We start from the raw sequence: 16,213 nt of genomic DNA, 5'->3' as shown, positions 1-16,213 counted from the left end.
CTTCGTTCATCGTCATTGCCGGGCCTGTCCCGGCAATCCATTTCCCCCGCGCTCAGACATGGATCACCGGGACGAGCCCGGTGATGACGTTGGGGAAAAGCCGGCTTCCCATCAGGACTTGGCCGCCTCGTTGGTCTTGGGCTTGCGGCGCAGGCTGTCCACGATATTGCCCAGCAGGTTCACCTCGACGCCATGGCGCTTCATGATCACCCATTGCTGGACGATAGAGAGCAGGTTGTTCCAGGCCCAATAGATCACGAGGCCGGCGGGGAAGGTGCCCAGCATGAAGGTGAAGATCACCGGCATCCAGTTGAAGATCATCGCCTGGGTCGGATCGGGCGGGGGCGGATTGAGGCGCATCTGCACCCACATGGTGATGCCCATGACCACCGGCCAGACGCCCAGATGCAGGAAGGAGCCCAGGATCGGCACCATGGTGGGGTCCCACGGGATGAGGCCGAACAGGGTGAAGATATTGGTCGGGTCGGGCGCCGCCAGATCCCGGATCCAGCCGAAGAAGGGCGCGTGGCGCATTTCGAGGCTGATGAAGATGACGGTGTAGAGCGCGAAGAAGACCGGGATCTGGATGAGGACGGGCCAGCATCCGCTGAGCGGGTTGATCTTCTCCTTCTTGTAGAGCTCCATCATCGCCTGCTGCTGGGCGGCGCGGTCGTCCTTGAGGCGCTCCTGGATGGCCTTCATCTCCGGCTGCACGCGGCGCATGGCGGCCATGGAGGCGTAGGAGCGGTTGGCCAGCGGGAAGAACAGCGCCTTGACGATGACGGTCACCGCCAGGATGGCGAGGCCGAAATTGCCCAGCAGGCCATAGAGCGTCACCAGCAGCCAGTGCATGGGCTTGGTGAAGAAGTGGAACCAGCCCCAGTCGATCAGAAGTTCGAGCCGGTCGAAGCCATAGCGGTCCTGATAGGAGGCGATGACCTGATCTTCCTTGGCGCCGGCGAACACATAGGCCTCGTGGCTGACCGAGCCGCCGGCCGGGACGATGACCGGCTGGGTCTCGACATAGTTGGACTGGTAGACGTTGGTGCCGCCGGTGAGCGTATAGGCGAAGCGGGCATTGATGCCGGTGCCCGGCGCGGGCAGCACGGCGGTGGCCCAGTATTTGTCGGCGATGCCGAGCCAGCCGGTGGTAGAGGAGAAATCCACCTGCCGCTCGTTCTGCAGATCGTGATATTTGCGCGCCACGTAATTGTTCGCGCCCAATACGCCGATAGGCCCCTCGTGCTGGATGAAGAAATTCTGCACCTTGGGATCGCCGTGGCGGACGACGCGCGAATAGGGGAAGAGGGCCACGTCGCCCGTGCCCTGGTTCTCCACTGTCTGGGTGACGGTGAACAGGTAATGCTCGTCCACCGCGAAGGTGCGGCGGAACACCAGGCCCTCGCCATTGTCGTAGCGCAGGGTCACCGGAGACTGGGCGGTGAGCGTTCCGGCCTCGCCCTCCAGCGTCCATTCCGACTGGCCGTTGGGCAGGGCGATGCTGGAGCCGGCGGCGGCGGCCCAGCCCTGCTCGATGAAATAGGCGTCGGGAAGGCCGGCGGGCTTCAACAGCGCGATGATGGGGGAATCGGGGTCGACCGTCTCGCGATATTGCTTGAGTTCCAGATCGTCGATGCGCGCGCCCACGAGGTTGATCGAGCCTTCGAGGTCGGCGGTCTGGATGGAAACGCGCCCGGTGGCGGCGAGGGCGCTGTCGCGGTCGGCAAAGACCGGGGCGGCACCGACTTCGGGCGCCGCATCGGCTTCGGCTTCCGTACCGGTCCGGGGCAGGGCCAGATTTTCGGTTTGGGCCTCCTGGGCGGCGCGAATCTCGGCCTGGCGCTGGGCCTGTTCGAGTTGCGGGCCGGCAATGAAGAACTGCCAGCCGAACAGGACGAACATGCTGAGCACGACGGCGAGGATCACATTGCGATTGTCAGAGTTCATGGTCTGGCGTTCCGTTGGCCGCGGCCCGAATTATTGCGTTTGCCGCCTGCGGCGTTCTCGTGCACGCGGGCGATGAGGCCGCCGAGATCGGCGACGAGTTTGGCGAAGGGCAGGCTCAGGGCCTCGCGCCGCGCCAGCAGGACATAGTCGTGTCCGGGGCGAAAGTCACGCGCGGAGGCCGCCGCAGCCGCCCGCAGCCGCCGCTTCATGCGGTTGCGCTCGGGCGCGTTGCCCACCTTCTTGGTGACGGTGAAGCCGACGCCCGGCGCCGCCTCGGGAGAGGCGGCCATCTGCAGGCCAAACGCAGAGCGCCCGGCGCGACTGCCCCGGGCGGCTCTCAAAAACTGCGAGCGCCGCCGGAGACGGCGCAATTCAACCTCGGGCGGGGGCGTTTCGGCCGCCATCCGGACGGAGATCCGTCAGGCCGAGAGCTTCTTGCGGCCCATGGCGCGGCGGCGATTGATGATGGTGCGGCCGTCCTTGGTCGCCATGCGGGCACGGAAACCGTGGCGGCGGGCACGCACGAGCTTGCTGGGCTGGAATGTACGCTTCATGACATCAAACCGCGCCGGGCACGGTTCCTCTTCTTGCTGCTGCTTGACGCAGAAATAGCCTATGGGGCGGGCAAGCCGCGCCGCCTGTCGGATTGGTGGCGTCTATAGGGAAAAGCGCCGGCCAAGTCAACGCGCCTCGACGCTTCCGGCCCGCCGGAGGAGCCGGTTGTCAAGCGCGGCTTTCCCCAGCATAAGAAAGGGAATTGCTTCAGGCCAGTGGCGGACATGGCGGATCATTCACGACCCGATCTGTGCATTGTGGGCGCGGGCGCGCTGGGCATCGCGCTGGCCCTCCACGCGCGGCGCCTGGGCGCCAGCGTGACGCTGGTGGATCGCGGGCCGCCCGAGCCGGGCGACGGGCCGCAGCAGGCGGCGCGGGTCGCGGCGCTGCAGGCGAGCGCGGCGCGGGCGGAGCAGATGCGCGGCGCGGCGGCGCTGGGCCTTGCCGCCGCCGACCCTTCCCCCAGCCTCAAGGCGGTGCAGGAGCGGGCGCGGCAGGTGGCCGCGGCACGGGCCCCGCTCGACGGCCATGAGCGGCTGACGGCGCTGGGCATCGCGGTGGTGAGCGGGGCGGCGCGCTTTATCGATCCCCGCACGCTGGCGGTCGGGGACACGCGGATCCGGGCCGGCGGCTTCATCCTCGCGGTGGGGGCGCGTCCCCTCGTGCCGGCGCTTCCCGGGCTCGAGGAGGCCGGCTATTTCACGCCCGACACCATTCTGGACAATACGCGCAAGCTGACGCACCTGCTCGTCATCGGGGGCGATGCGGCCGGTTTCGCGCTGGCGCAGGCCTTCGCGCGGCTGGGTTCGGAGGTGACGCTGGTGCCGCAGGGGCGCGCCCTTGCCGGCCACGATGCCGAGACAGCCGGCATCCTGCTCGACCTTCTGGCCGGGGAGGGAGTGCGGGTGGAGGATGGCGGGGTGGTGCGGGCCATCCAGCCGCGATCGCAGGGCATCGGCGCCCTGGTCGAGCTGCCCGGCCGCGGGGAGGTCGCGCTCGATCTCTCCCATATCCTGCTGGCGGCGGGCGCCGCGCCCGATATCGAAACGCTCGCGCCGGAGGCGGCACGGCTGCACGGGCGGCGCGGCGATGGAAGCCGGCTTGCGCCCGGGCCCCTGGGCCGGACCGCCAATCGCCGCGTGCGGGTGGTGGGCGCGGCGGCGGGCATCGATCAGTGGCATCATGCGCTCAGCCATGGCCGCGCGGTGGTGGAGACGATAGTGCTCGGCCTGCCGCGCCGCCGGCCGGGAGCGCAGCCGCTGCTGGTGATGACCGATCCGGCGCTGGCGCAGATCGGGCGCCTCGCCGGGCCGGTCGACCGATTGCACCCCGGCCATGGGCTCCATCGCGGAAATTTCGCCGAAAACGACCAGGCAAGGGCGCTGGGCCGGGAGGCGGGGCTCATCAAGGTGCTGACCGGGCCGCAGGGGCGGATCATGGGCGCCAGCCTGGTGGGGCCGGGCGCGACCGAACTGGCCGGAATGCTGGCCATGGCGATGGACCGGGGCATCGGGCTCGATGCGTTGGCCGGGATCGCCGCGCCGCATCCGAGCCTTGCCGCCAGCCTCGTCGCGCTGGGGGAGGACTGCCTCGGGGACCAGAAGCCGCCGGCCTGGGCGAAGCGGCTGGGGGCGCTGCGCCGGCTGGTGCCGTTCTGAGGCCGCGGGGGGCTGACGCCGATTGCCGGCCTGATATGATCGGGGCACGATGCAAGACCTGCCCCGCGTCATGAGCCGCCGGTTTTCCGGCCTGTCCAGCAAGCTGATCGCCACCATTATCGGGGTGATCCTGCTGGTGGAGATCGTCGTCTATCTGCCTTCGCTCGCCAGTTTCCGCGCCACCTGGCTCGAGGACCGGCTGCGGGTCGGGGTGGTGGCGGCGCGGGTGCTGGATGCGGTGCCCGACGTCATGGCGCTGCCCCATACGCTTACCGACCGGCTGCTCAATTCGGCCGGCGCCCATGCCGTGGTCTATCGCCGCGAGGGGCAGAGCCAGCTCATCGAACTGACCGAGCCGGTCACCCCCGAACGGGTGGCGACCGCCGATCTGCGCCAGGGCGATCTGCCCAGCCAGATCTGGGGCGCGCTCGACACGCTGCTGGCCGGGCCGGGCCGCACGCTGCGCATCGTGGGCACGGGCGATCTGGACGAGAGCCTGGTCGAAATCCTGATGCCCGAGGCGCCGCTGCGCCGCGACATGCTGGATTATTCGCGCAATATCGTGCTGGTGTCGCTCGGCATCGCGGCGGTCACCGCCTTCGCGCTCTACATGCTGGTCAGCCATCTGTTCATCGACCCGATCTTGCGGCTGACGGCGAACATGCTCGCCTTCCGGCAGGCGCCCGAAAACGCCACGCTGATTCTCGAGCCCTCGGAGCGGCGGGACGAGATCGGCATCCTGGAGCGCGAACTGGCGGCGATGGAGAGCGATTTGTTCTCCATGCTGCGCCAGCGGCGGCACCTGGCCGATCTGGGGCTGGCCGTGGCCAAGATCAACCACGATTTGCGCAACACGCTGACCTCGGCGCAATTGCTCTCCGACCAGGTGGCGACGCTGGACGATCCCAAGGTGCAATTGCTGGCGCCGCGCCTGGTGACCACGCTGGACAAGGCCATCGGCTTCGCCCAGTCGGTGCTCGATTACGGGCGGGAAGCGGCCATCGTGCCGCAACTGGCGCCGGTCCTGCTGCGGCCGCTGGTGGAGGAGGCGGCGCTGGAGGCGCATGCGGCCGGCAACCCGGCCATCGCCTTTTCCAATGCGGTGCCCGAGGCGCTGCAGATCACCGCCGATGCCGGCCAGATCGGCCGGGCGCTGGCCAATCTGCTCAGGAATGCCCGCGAGGCGCTGGAAGGCCGCATGGGGGACCGGCCCGACAACCGGATCGAGGTGAGGGCCCGGCAAGAGGCGGAGGAGATCGTCGTCTCGGTCATCGACAACGGGCCGGGCCTGCCGCAGCGGGCGAGGGACAATCTGTTCGTCGCCTTCGAGGGCTCGGCCCGGGCCGGAGGCACCGGGCTGGGCCTCGCCATCGCCCGGGAGATCGTCGAGGCCCATGGCGGACGGCTGGAACTGGCCGAGGTGGAGGCGGGAACGCGCTTCGACCTGACGCTGCCGGTCCGCTCCGCCGAGGTTTGACGCTTCCCCCACGAAAATCGCACCGCCCCCGCTTGCAATGACCCATGCAGCCATGTATGGGTTGCCCCGCTTCGGGATCGGAAGCGCTCCGCGCCCGCTCCCCAAGCCAACCGCACAAGTCGGTCTGCGCGCCCGTAGCTCAGCTGGATAGAGCACCAGACTACGAATCTGGGGGTCAGAGGTTCGAATCCTTTCGGGCGCGCCACTATCCTATTGTTTTAGTTTAGGAAAATGGCTTCTGTGATATGCGGGAGCCTGCCGCTTCGACGCCGTTCGCAACGAGTTCGACGTTGTGCTGGTCCACTTCCCCGACAGCTGGGACGCGGTGACACGCGGAAGATTTGTTGACGCACACGACGTGCTGAAGGCTCTGGGCGCTAAGCCGCTCGGTTGCCTGCGGCCTGTCGGGAGCAGAGTTGGCTCGCGCCCGGCCCAGGTCGCAATAAAAACTAAAGGCGCAGCCCGGGGGCTGCGCCTTATTTGGTGCTGTCGAAGCTTGTTAACAGCCAGACCGCGATTTCTGAACTGCTAGGCAGTATTCCTTTGTCGCGCAGAATTGGAGAAAGAGCAAGCTCGTCGGATGGCGAAGGCAATATTTCTAACAGCCGCTGGTCCTTAAGGAAAAAGGGGCTAATATCCTGAGGCAGTGACTTCTGGGGGGAGTTGCATGCAGGCCAAGCTATCCTTTGCGTTCGACATCGGCACCAATTCCATCGGCTGGTGCGTCTTTGCACTCGACCGCCTGCACGATCCTGTCGGCATCCTTGCCTCCGGTGTCCGCATCTTTTCCGATGGCCGCGAGCCCAAATCGGGCACTTCGCTCGCCGAAGGCCGGCGCCTGGCCCGGGGCATGGCCCGCCGCCGCGACCGCTACAAGCGCCGCCGCAAGGCCGTCATCCGCACCCTGGTCAAATATGGCCTCATGCCCGACGATCCGGCCGCCCGCCGCGCGCTGGTTGCCGAAACCAACGACAAGCGCGCCGACCAGCCTGCCAGCGATGTCTATGCCCTGCGCGCCCGGGCGCTCGATGAAAAGCTGCCGCCGCACCATATCGGCCGTGCGCTATTCCACCTCAACCAGCGCCGTGGCTTCAAGTCCAATCGCAAGACCGACCGGCGCGACAACGATCAGGGCAAGATCGCCGAGGGCATTTCCCGGCTCAAGGCCGAGATCGGCCATGCCGACGCCCGCACCTTCGGCGAATATCTCCACCGCCGCCGCCTGGACGGCAAATGGGTGCGCGTCCGGCCCTCCCGCATGCCGGGCAAGGACGACAAGCCCGAGGAAGGCTATGGCTTTTATCCCGAACGCAGTCTTTTGCGCGCCGAATTCGATGCCATCTGGAGCGCACAGGCGGCCCATTATCCCCAAATGCTGACCCAGGAGCGCCGGCAGCATCTCGAAACGGTCATCTTCTACCAGCGTCCCCTGAAACCCGTGCAGGTGGGCCATTGCAGCTTCAATCCGGCTGAAAAGCGCCTGCCGCGCGCCCATCCGCTGTTTCAGGAATTCCGGCTCTACAAGGAAGTCAACGAACTGGCTCTGGTCAACCGCGCCCAGCAATCGGCAAAGCTGACGCTCGATCAGCGTGACGCCCTCGTCACTCAATTGAAGGCCCAGCGCGAAGCCGGCTTTACCGCCTTGCGCAAAACGGCCCGGGCGCCGGCCGGCACCAGGTTCAACAAGGAAACCGAAAGCCGCATCAAGATGAAGGGCGACGAGGTCGCCGCCGAGCTGTCGGCCAAAACCCGATTCGGGCAGCCCTGGTTCTCGATGCCGCTCGACGAGCGCTGGGCCATCGTCGACACGCTGCACACGACCGAGGACCCGCTGGAACTGACGGCCTGGCTGGAGCAGAACTATGCCCTGCCGCCCGAGCGCATCGATGCCATCCTCGCCGCGCGCCTGCCCGAAGGCCATGGGCGCCTGGGCGAAACCGCGCTCACCGAAATGCTGGCGGAACTCAAGGCCGATGTTATTCCCGAAGCCGAAGCCGCCAAGCGCGCCGGCTATGACCATGCCCTGCTCGCCCGCGGCGAAGACCATGACGAATTGCCGAAATATCAGGAAGTGATCGCCCGCCGGATTCCGCCCGGAACCGAAGTCCCGGACGATCCCTATGACGTGCGTAAGGGCCGCATCACCAATCCGACGGTCCATATCGGCCTCAACCAGTTGCGCCGCGTGCTCAACGCGCTGATCCGTCGCCACGGCAAACCCGAACAGATCGCCATCGAACTGGCCCGCGACCTCAAGCTCAGCGACGAGCAGAAGCGCGAAAAGAACATCGAGATCGCCCGCAATACCCGCGCCGCCGAACAGCGCTCGGCCAAGCTGGTTGAGCTGGGCGTGCCGGACACCGGCTATAACCGTGTTCTTCTCAAGCTCTGGGAAGAACTCGATCTGCGCGCGCCGGAAAACCGCGTCTGCATCTATTGCGGCGAGCCCATCGGTATCGGGACGCTGTTTTCGAGCGAGATCGACATCGACCACATCCTGCCCTGGTCCAAAACGCTCGATGACAGCCAGGCCAACCGGATCGTCTGTCATGTGACCTGCAATCGCCAGAAGGCCAACCATGCCCCCGCCGAAGTGCCGCAATGGCAGGTGCGCTACGACGAGATCCTCGAGCGTGCCAATCGCCTGCCGCTCAACAAACGCTGGCGTTTCGGCCGCGACGCCATGAAGAAATTTGCCGACGAGGAAACTTTCCTTGCCCGGCAATTGACCGACACGCAATATCTCTCGCGCCTCGCGCATGAATATATGGCAGCGCTCTATCCCGACGAGGAGCCCGACGCCTGGGGCGAACTCACGCGCAAAAACCACGTGCGCGTCATTACCGGCCGCATGACCGAGATGCTGCGCCGCCAATGGGGCCTCAATTCCATCCTGGCCGACCACAACCAGAAAAACCGCAACGACCACCGGCACCACGCCATCGACGCCGCCGTGGTCGGCGTCACGACGCGCGCTCTACTGCAGCGCATTGCCACGGCAGCCGGCACCCGCGAAGCGCTGGCGCTCGAAGAAACCATCGGCAAGATCGACTCGCCCTGGCCGGGCTTCCGCGACGACCTCAAGGCCGTCATCGAGCGCATCGTGGTCAGCCACAAGCCTGATCACGGCACCTTTCCCCGCAAGGGTCAGATGGGTCAGACCGCCGGCCAGTTACATAACGACACCGCCTATGGCCTCACCGATGACGTGGACCGTCGCGGCAATCCCATCGTGGTGCGCCGCAAGCCCTTCCTCTCGCTCACCGACAAGGACGTTCCCAATATTCGGGATGCGGAGCTGCGTGCGCGACTGCACGCGGCCATAGCGGGGAGCAAGGATTTTGGCACGGCCCTGCTGGCCTTCAAGGAGAACGATCTCAAATTTGGCGGCATCCGCCATGTGCGCCTGACGGAAGGTCTCAAAGTCATCGCCATCCGCGACGCCGCCGGCCGCGCCTATAAGGGCTATAAGGGCGACGCCAATTATCGCTATGACGTCTGGGAAATGCCCGATGGAAAATGGCTCGCCAAGGTCGTTACGCTCTTTGACGCCCACCAGCCCGATTTCGACTGGAGCAGCCTGCGCCCCCATCCCGCCGCTCGCCGCATTCTCTTTCTCCAGCAGGGCGATATGGTGGCTTATGACCATCCCCGCGACGGCGAAACGATCGGCGTCGTCGTCAAATTCGGCCAGAACGGTCAGATCACCCTCGTGCCACACACCGCCTCCGGCGACCTCAAACGCCGCGACGCCCTGCCCAACACGGAAGAAGAAGCCATAGCGCGCGGTGTTCGGGACCGAAACGGCGATCCGGTTTTCGATCCGTTCAAATATTTCGCGCCCACCGCCGGCGGTTTGAAGAAAATCAACCTGCGCAAGCTGCATGTCGACGAGATCGGTGCCGTCCGCCAGTTAAAGCGTCGTGGCGCAGAGGGCTAGAAGGGCGCGCCTACCTGCCGCCCCGCTCCGGACAAAGCGGGAATTTCCAATGCGCCAAGGAAGATGCCGTCGTGGTTAAGGTAAATTCTCGATCAATATTGTAAAAACGGGTCGATAAATTACGCTCCGATCCATGGAGCGCGTGGTTGATATAGAGACGGACAATCTTTTTCTTGCCGTGCATCGCGGTTTTTTGACCGTGACTTCCGGCGATGAAGAGCGTGGCCGCATCCCGCTCGAGGATATTGGCGCCCTCATTGTCCACGCCCACGGCACCACCTGGTCCACCAGCGTTTTCACCCGGCTGAGCGATCGCGGCATTCCCGTCGTTATCTGCGGCACCAATCATGCGCCATCCGCCATGGTCTGGCCGCTCGAAGGGCACCATCTGCAAGGCGCGCGCATGCGCGCCCAACTGGCCGGCTCACGCCCTCTGGCCAAGCAACTCTGGGCGAAGGTCATCAAGGCCAAGATCCGCATGCAGGGCCACATTCTAGACCGTAATGGCCAGGAAGCGGGCGCTTTCGAGCTTCTGGCGCGAAAAGTGCGCTCCGGCGATCCCGACAATATCGAGGCCCAGGCCGCTCGCCGCTATTGGAAGGCCCTTTTCGGCGCAGGCTTTTCGCGCGACCGGGACGCGGCCGGCATCAACAGCCTGCTCAATTATGGCTATACGGTGCTGCGCGCCATCGTCTCGCGCGCCATATGTGCGGCGGGCCTGCATCCTACCGTCGGTATTTTTCACGCCAATCGCGCCAATGCTTTCGCTCTCGCCGACGACCTGATGGAGCCTTACCGTCCCCTGGTCGATCAGCTCGTGCTTGATCTCGTGCATGCTGGACAGTCAGAAGTGGATTCCGCCACGAAGCAGGCGCTCACCGCCATCGCCACGCTCGATCTGCCCGGTCCTTCGGGCCTCTCTCCGCTCTCGGTACAGGTACAGCGCTTCGTTCACTCGCTGGCCGTAAGTTTCGAGACCAGGGTAGCGGCGCTCGAATTTCCCAAGCCGCCAATTCCCGCCAATGCTGTCGTTGACGCAGGCGATGCGTGAACGAAGAGCCAATTCGGGTACGACTCACCTAAGCGGATACCAGCTCATGTGGATGCTCGTCACTTTCGACCTGCCGGTAGAAACCAAAGCCCAGCGCCACGCCGCCACCAAGTTTCGCATGGCGCTGCTCGATTTAGGCTTTGAAATGAGTCAGCTTTCCAACTACCTTAGATTCTGCAACGGCAAGGAACAGTTCGAGTCATATACTCGAAAGATCGAAGCGAAACTTCCCGAGTTCGGCGATGTATACATATTCCAATTCACCGACCGCCAATATGAAAACATCGTTCGCTTTTCAGACCAGGGTCGAAGACCCAGTCAGAAAAATCCCAGCCAGATGGCCCTTTTCTAAAACTTCAACGCTTTTTGCCGGCACCGATACCGCCAAATTCTCGTTGAAAAACAAAGAATTCGGTCGGTATCGAGCCTAGCAGTTCAGAAATCGCGGTCCAGCGGCAACACCATCAAGACTCTCAACACCTCCAAGCGCAGCCTAGCAGTTCAGAAATCGCGGTCCAGCGGCAACCATGGTCCGCGTCGGCCACCGACCGGAATTAGCCTAGCAGTTCAGAAATCGCGGTCCAGCGGCAACTCTCGGCACCCCACATGGCGACCTGCATGTAGCCTAGCAGTTCAGAAATCGCGGTCCAGCGGCAACAAAACAGCCGTCGAATGAAGCGCGTGATCGAGCCTAGCAGTTCAGAAATCGCGGTCCAGCGGCAACAAAACAGCCGTCGAATGAAGCGCGTGATCGAGCCTAGCAGTTCAGAAATCGCGGTCCAGCGGCAACACCGCGGCGGGGTTCGACCTGTCCGGAGTGAGCCTAGCAGTTCAGAAATCGCGGTCCAGCGGCAACTTCGCGCAGCACCTGGCGGGCGCGGTCATTAGCCTAGCAGTTCAGAAATCGCGGTCCAGCGGCAACGCGTCACATAGAGCGCGTCTTCCTCGATGCAGCCTAGCAGTTCAGAAATCGCGGTCCAGCGGCAACAAGGCCGTGACGATCACGGATGAGCAGGTCAGCCTAGCAGTTCATAAATCGCGGTCCAATGGCAACGGAGCGATCCGCTTTCAGGAAATTGTCAGCGCGGCGAGGGTTTTTTTGATTTCGGCAAGGCCGGCAGGACAAACGCCGCTCTGCGGGCGATGGGGGCACCGAAGCCGTGGCCCTGCAGCGCCAGGGCCGCCTTGACGCAGGCGGCCAGATTGCAGCACGGTCGGGGCGGTGACGGCCGCCTCGCGCGGATACCAGGAGCAGGATCACGGCGCGCGATCACGACCTCAGCGGCAGGGTGACGATGAAGCGGGCGCCGCCGTCCGGAGGAGCCTCGCAGCGCACCGTGCCGTCGTGCTCCTCGGCGATCTGGCGGACCAGCGCCAGGCCCAGCCCCCAGCCGCCGGCGGCTTCGCCATGGCCGCCGGGCCGATAGAAGGGCTCGAAAACCCGGCCCATATCCCGTTCCGGAATCCCCGCGCCATGGTCGCGGACCGCCAGTTCGGCCTTCCCGGCCGCATGAGAAACAGTGATCTCGATCGGCGGGCGGCCATGGCGCAACGCGTTCTGAAGCAGATTGCGCACCAGGCGGTGCAGCAGCTGCGGGTCTCCTGAAATCTCCGCCGATATGCCCGCGACCTCGAGCCCGGCCTGCGCGGCCTCCTCGGCGGCCAGAGCCAAGAGGTCGAGGCGCTGCAACGGCCCAGTGGTCCCGGCGTGGCTGAGCCGGCTCGAGAGCAGGATTTCACCCACCAGCGTGTCGAGTTCGCCAAGATTGCGGTCTATCTCCGCGCGTCGCGCCGGGCTGGGATCGGTCTCGAACAGTTCGACGCCCATGCGCAGACGGGCGAGGGGAGAGCGTAATTCATGGCTGGCATTGGCCAGCAATGCGCGATTGGCCGCGATCAGCGTTTCGACACGCTCGGCCGCGTGGTTGAAGCTTTCGGCAACCACGGCGATCTCGTCGCTGCCCAGAATCGGCGCGCGCACCGCCAGGTCACCCGCTCCCCAGGCCTCGACGCTGACACGCAGCTTTTCGAGGCGCCGGGTCAAATGGCGGACCACCGGCCAGGCGATCAGCGCGGTAAGGCCGCTGACGAGGGCGAGCGGGATCAGCGGATTGCCGCGCCGCGGCCCGAAGGGCGGCTCGAGCCGGACGGTCAGCGTCCGCCCATCGGACAGGGGTATCACGACCGGCTCGAAGCGATGGGCCGCCGGCGGCGAGGGTTGGAATTGCGCCAGGACCGCGCCCTGTGCATCCTGCACCGTCAGTTCCGCACCGCTTGCGGCGCCGATCCGGTCGAGACTGGCCTGGAGCAGGCCAGGCTCGGCGTCTTCCGGCAGGCCGGCGGCAATCACCGCAGCGCGCTCGGCGAAGAAATTCCGATCCTCGCCGGAGCCGAGCAGCAGGGCGATCACCGCGAACCCGGTCACCGCCAGGATCGCGATGCTGCCAAGGATGGTGAGATAGATCTTGAGAAACAAGCGGCTGCGCATCGGTCAGCCATCCCCGTCCTGGCGGCGGGCGAAGACATAGCCGGCGCCGCGAACCGTCACGATGCGGCGGGGATGTTTCGGATCGTCCTCAATGGCCGCGCGGATGCGGGAGATATGGACATCGATGGAGCGGTCGAAGGCGTCGCCGTTCACGCCGCGTACCCGGTCGATCAACTGGTCGCGCGAAAGAATCCGCCCGGCGCTCTCGGCCAGGGCGAGCAGGATATCGAACTGGTGGCCGGTGATGTCGCAATGGTTTCTATCGAGCCGCGCTTCGCGTGCGCCCGGATCGATTTCCAGCCGCCCGAAACGCAGCACGCCGGCCGCGGCGGGGCCGGTGCGGCGGCGCAGGATCGCCCGCAGCCGTGCAAGCAGTTCCCGCGAGCTGAACGGCTTGGGCAAATAGTCGTCGGCGCCGATCTCGAGCCCGACGATGCGGTCGGTCTCGTCGCCCTTGGCCGTCAGCATCAGCACGGGCACGTCGGAGGTCACGCGGAGGCGGCGCAACACCTCGAAGCCGTCGAGATCGGGCAGCATGACGTCGAGGATCACCGCGTCGGTGCGGTGGCGGGCGAGAGCGGCCAGCCCGGACGTGGCAGTGGCGGCCGTGTGCACGGCAAAGCCATTGCCTTCGAGATAGTCGCGCAGCATGGCGGAGAGCCGCGTATCGTCGTCGATGATCAGGATAGCGTCCGCCATGCCCCAGCCTTCCACCCGCTATTGTCGCCCATACCACATGCGCCGGAAAATAGCGTCGCGCCGAACCAGATGGTGGTAAAGCGCCGCGCCGACATGGGCGGCCAGCAGGGCAATGAGCGCGAAGGCGCCCAGGCCATGGGCCATGCGCGGCGGAAACTGGGTGAAATCGGGAAGCGTGCCGGCGCCAGACAGCAGTATGCTTCCGGCCCCGCTCATCGCCAGCAGGCCGATGCCGCTGGCGAGCATGATCACAAGGACCAGATAGAGCAGCCGGTGGGTAAAGCGAGCCAGAGCCTCCTGCCAGGCAGGCGTGCCGGCGATCGGTGCCGGCTTGCGATCTGCCAGCAGCCACCAGGCGATACGCGCGAGCGTCAATGCCAGGACGATGATCGCCAAAGGCACATGCAGTTGCAGCAGCATTATCTTGATGGCCGGATCGATTGTCATCGCGGCTCCGAAGCCGGAGCCGAGCAGGACAAGAATGGCGATGGCGCTGAGCCAGTGCATGGTGACGGCGACGCTGCCATATTGGTCAGGACGGCTTTTCATTGGGATAAGCTTTCGATTGCAGGAACACTATCCTTGCCGGCGCCTGGAAGGCGCCGGCAAGGGCGCGGTCAGCGGCGGCCGAGGCCGAAGCGCGGGCCGAAGCCATTCTGCTGCTCAAGCAGAATGGTGCGCTGATCGGGGGAGAGAACTTCGGCGGCGTCGAGGAAAGCCTCCAGCGCCCGGGCCGAAACCGCGTCGCCCGTCTCGAGCGCCTGCCGGCGCAGGGTTTCGAATGCGGCACGATCGATGGTCTCGGCGGCGAGCAGCGTCGCCACCTGCTTCTTCATGGTGTCGGCATCGGCGGTCATCGCGCCGATCTCGGCGCTCGCCTCGTCCACGATCCCGCGAATTTCCGCGCGTTGCGCGTCACTGGCGTCGACCGAGCCCAGGGCACGATCGAGCATGGAGCCGATCATCGGGCCGCCAAAGCCGGAGCCACCCATGCCGCCGTGGCCCCACATGCCGTTAAAGGGATCGCCTGCCTGAACCGCTCCAACGGCGCCGATTGCGCCAAGACCCAGAACGACGATGCCGGCGAGCAGCACCGTCCGGGTGCTTCTGCGTTCCTGTGCCATGTCCTATCTCCTTGTCCATTACGGCCCTATTGCCGTGATGAGGCGAAGATGGAGCCCTGGTGTTGCTCCCGTTCATGGCTAATGTGAAGATTTATCAAGCATGAGCCCATCATCAAGGCCCAGGCAGGGCTGCGACGACTTGACCAGCGCTTGCCGAACTAAAAGATGAACTTCGTACTCATCTTAATGTATCCTGCCTCCGCCCATGGCTGCACGATCGCCAGAACATAGTCATTTCGCGTCAGTTCCAGGGCCAATTTCTTGCTCGAAGGAGGCATCATGTCCACTTTTCCCCTTAGCCGCCGCTCGGTCTTGGTCGGGTCCGCGGGGCTGGCGCTGAGCCTTGCCGCGCCCACCATCCTGCGGGCGGCGCCCATTGCGAGGCTCGCCCTTTACGGTCCGCCGGCCTCGCCCACGATCACGCTCGCTCACGCCGTCGCCTCCGGTGCCCTTGCCGATCTGGCGGAGGACGTGTCGCTGACCGTCTGGCGCAATCCGGACGAGCTGCGCGCCGGGTTGACCTCGGGCCAGATCGACCTTTCGGTGGTGCCGGTGCAGGCGGCCGCCAATCTCTACAATCGTGGCATGGGCGTCAGGCTGGTCAATGCGATGACCGATGGCCTCATCTATGTCGTCGCCGCCCAGGGAAGCGTCGGAGCCTTCGCCGATCTGGCCGGCAAGCGGATCGCGGTGCATTTCGTCAACGACACGCCCGATCTGATCCTGCGCGCCCTGCTGGCCAAGGAAGGCCTCGTCGACAGCGTGGAGATCGTCGCCACCGGCTCGCCGGCCGAGTCGGCACAATTGCTGCTCGCCGGCCAGATCGAGGTCGCGCTGTTGAGCGAACCTTTCTCCACCGTGGCGATCTCGCGCGGCAGGGAAGCCGGGCTGGATCTCGCCCGGGTGATCGATATCCAGCAGGAATGGGGCCGGCAGACGGGGCTGGGCGCCATGATCCCCCAGGCCGGCCTGGCGGTCACCAAGGGTTTTTCCGAGGCCAATCCCGACCTGATCGCGCCGCTGCATGAGATTCTGGTCGAGGCGAACGCGGCGGTGAACGCCGATCCGGCCAAGGCCGCCGCCGATGCCAGCGGCCCGCTCGAACTGCCCGCGCCGGTGCTGGCGGCCTCGATTCCGCATTCGGCGCTGGTGGCCCGGCCCGCCGGCTCCATCCGCGCTGAAATCGAGGCCATGCTCTCGCTGATGGCCGAAAGCGATGCGGCGATCATCGGCGGCAGCCTGCCCGACGATGGTTTCTACGCCCTGAGCTGACC

Annotated in this window: 13 protein-coding genes, 1 tRNA gene and 1 CRISPR repeat array; of the genes, 7 read left to right on the top strand and 7 right to left on the bottom strand. The window is 65.5% G+C overall.

Translation table 11 applies throughout. The features are described from left to right. Positions 1–111: 111 nt before the first annotated feature. From yidC to rpmH, 3 genes are read right to left on the bottom strand one after another with little or no spacing between them, the layout of a single operon-like run. Complete coding sequence (yidC, locus tag ACFOOL_RS02600) at positions 112–1,947, bottom strand: membrane protein insertase YidC (RefSeq protein ID WP_380094602.1); 1,836 nt, start codon at positions 1,945–1,947, stop codon at positions 112–114. After that, positions 1,944–2,351, bottom strand: coding sequence for a ribonuclease P protein component (rnpA, locus tag ACFOOL_RS02595; protein ID WP_380094601.1), 408 nt, complete (start codon positions 2,349–2,351; stop codon positions 1,944–1,946). The genes yidC and rnpA overlap by 4 nt, the downstream gene beginning before the upstream one ends. Positions 2,352–2,366: 15 nt before the next feature. Then, positions 2,367–2,501, bottom strand: coding sequence for a 50S ribosomal protein L34 (rpmH, locus tag ACFOOL_RS02590; protein WP_380094599.1), 135 nt, complete (start codon positions 2,499–2,501; stop codon positions 2,367–2,369). 225 nt (positions 2,502–2,726) lie between these two features. Here rpmH and ACFOOL_RS02585 point away from each other — a divergent pair, with 225 nt between their 5' ends. The 6 genes from ACFOOL_RS02585 to cas2 all read left to right on the top strand — a co-directional run bounded on the left by ACFOOL_RS02585 (position 2,727) and on the right by cas2 (position 10,980). Beyond that, on the top strand, positions 2,727–4,160 hold the full coding sequence (locus ACFOOL_RS02585; protein ID WP_380094597.1) for an FAD-dependent oxidoreductase: 1,434 nt from the start codon (positions 2,727–2,729) through the stop codon (positions 4,158–4,160). Between the two features lie 49 nt (positions 4,161–4,209). Beyond that, the gene (locus ACFOOL_RS02580; RefSeq protein ID WP_380094595.1) at positions 4,210–5,637 is read left to right on the top strand and encodes a sensor histidine kinase; all 1,428 of its coding nucleotides are present in this window, start codon (positions 4,210–4,212) and stop codon (positions 5,635–5,637) included. Positions 5,638–5,765: 128 nt separating this feature from the next. Beyond that, positions 5,766–5,842, top strand: a tRNA-Arg gene (locus ACFOOL_RS02575). Between the two features lie 462 nt (positions 5,843–6,304). Then, positions 6,305–9,577 (top strand): type II CRISPR RNA-guided endonuclease Cas9, encoded by a 3,273-nt coding sequence (gene cas9 / locus ACFOOL_RS02570; RefSeq protein WP_380094593.1) that lies wholly within the window; start codon positions 6,305–6,307, stop codon positions 9,575–9,577. A 133-nt stretch (positions 9,578–9,710) separates the two neighbouring features. After that, entirely contained in the window at positions 9,711–10,628 is a 918-nt protein-coding gene (gene cas1 / locus ACFOOL_RS02565; RefSeq protein WP_380094590.1) for a type II CRISPR-associated endonuclease Cas1, read from the top strand. A 46-nt stretch (positions 10,629–10,674) separates the two neighbouring features. Further along, complete coding sequence (cas2, locus tag ACFOOL_RS02560; protein WP_380094588.1) at positions 10,675–10,980, top strand: CRISPR-associated endonuclease Cas2; 306 nt, start codon at positions 10,675–10,677, stop codon at positions 10,978–10,980. A gap of 72 nt (positions 10,981–11,052) precedes the next feature. Then, positions 11,053–11,682: direct repeats of the CRISPR family, unit length 36 nt; unit sequence AGCCTAGCAGTTCAGAAATCGCGGTCCAGCGGCAAC. A gap of 216 nt (positions 11,683–11,898) precedes the next feature. On the opposite strand, the gene ACFOOL_RS02555 is transcribed toward cas2, so the two are convergent. The 4 genes from ACFOOL_RS02555 to ACFOOL_RS02540 all read right to left on the bottom strand — a co-directional run bounded on the left by ACFOOL_RS02555 (position 11,899) and on the right by ACFOOL_RS02540 (position 14,939). Next, entirely contained in the window at positions 11,899–13,116 is a 1,218-nt protein-coding gene (locus ACFOOL_RS02555) for a HAMP domain-containing sensor histidine kinase (protein WP_380094587.1), read from the bottom strand. 3 nt (positions 13,117–13,119) lie between these two features. Then, positions 13,120–13,815, bottom strand: coding sequence for a response regulator (locus ACFOOL_RS02550; protein WP_380094585.1), 696 nt, complete (start codon positions 13,813–13,815; stop codon positions 13,120–13,122). 18 nt (positions 13,816–13,833) lie between these two features. Then, positions 13,834–14,364: a cytochrome b gene (locus ACFOOL_RS02545; protein ID WP_380094584.1), complete on the bottom strand. Its 531-nt coding sequence runs from the start codon at positions 14,362–14,364 to the stop codon at positions 13,834–13,836. A 68-nt stretch (positions 14,365–14,432) separates the two neighbouring features. Beyond that, positions 14,433–14,939, bottom strand: coding sequence for a periplasmic heavy metal sensor (locus ACFOOL_RS02540; RefSeq protein WP_380094582.1), 507 nt, complete (start codon positions 14,937–14,939; stop codon positions 14,433–14,435). A 279-nt stretch (positions 14,940–15,218) separates the two neighbouring features. Between ACFOOL_RS02540 and ACFOOL_RS02535 the strand changes: the two genes are divergently transcribed. Next, entirely contained in the window at positions 15,219–16,211 is a 993-nt protein-coding gene (locus tag ACFOOL_RS02535) for an ABC transporter substrate-binding protein (protein WP_380094580.1), read from the top strand. The last annotated feature ends 2 nt before the right edge of the window (positions 16,212–16,213 follow it).

This window comes from Devosia honganensis, from assembly GCF_042648785.1.
GTDB lineage: Bacteria > Pseudomonadota > Alphaproteobacteria > Rhizobiales > Devosiaceae > Devosia > Devosia honganensis.
This window is presented reverse-complemented; position numbering and strand designations above follow the sequence as displayed.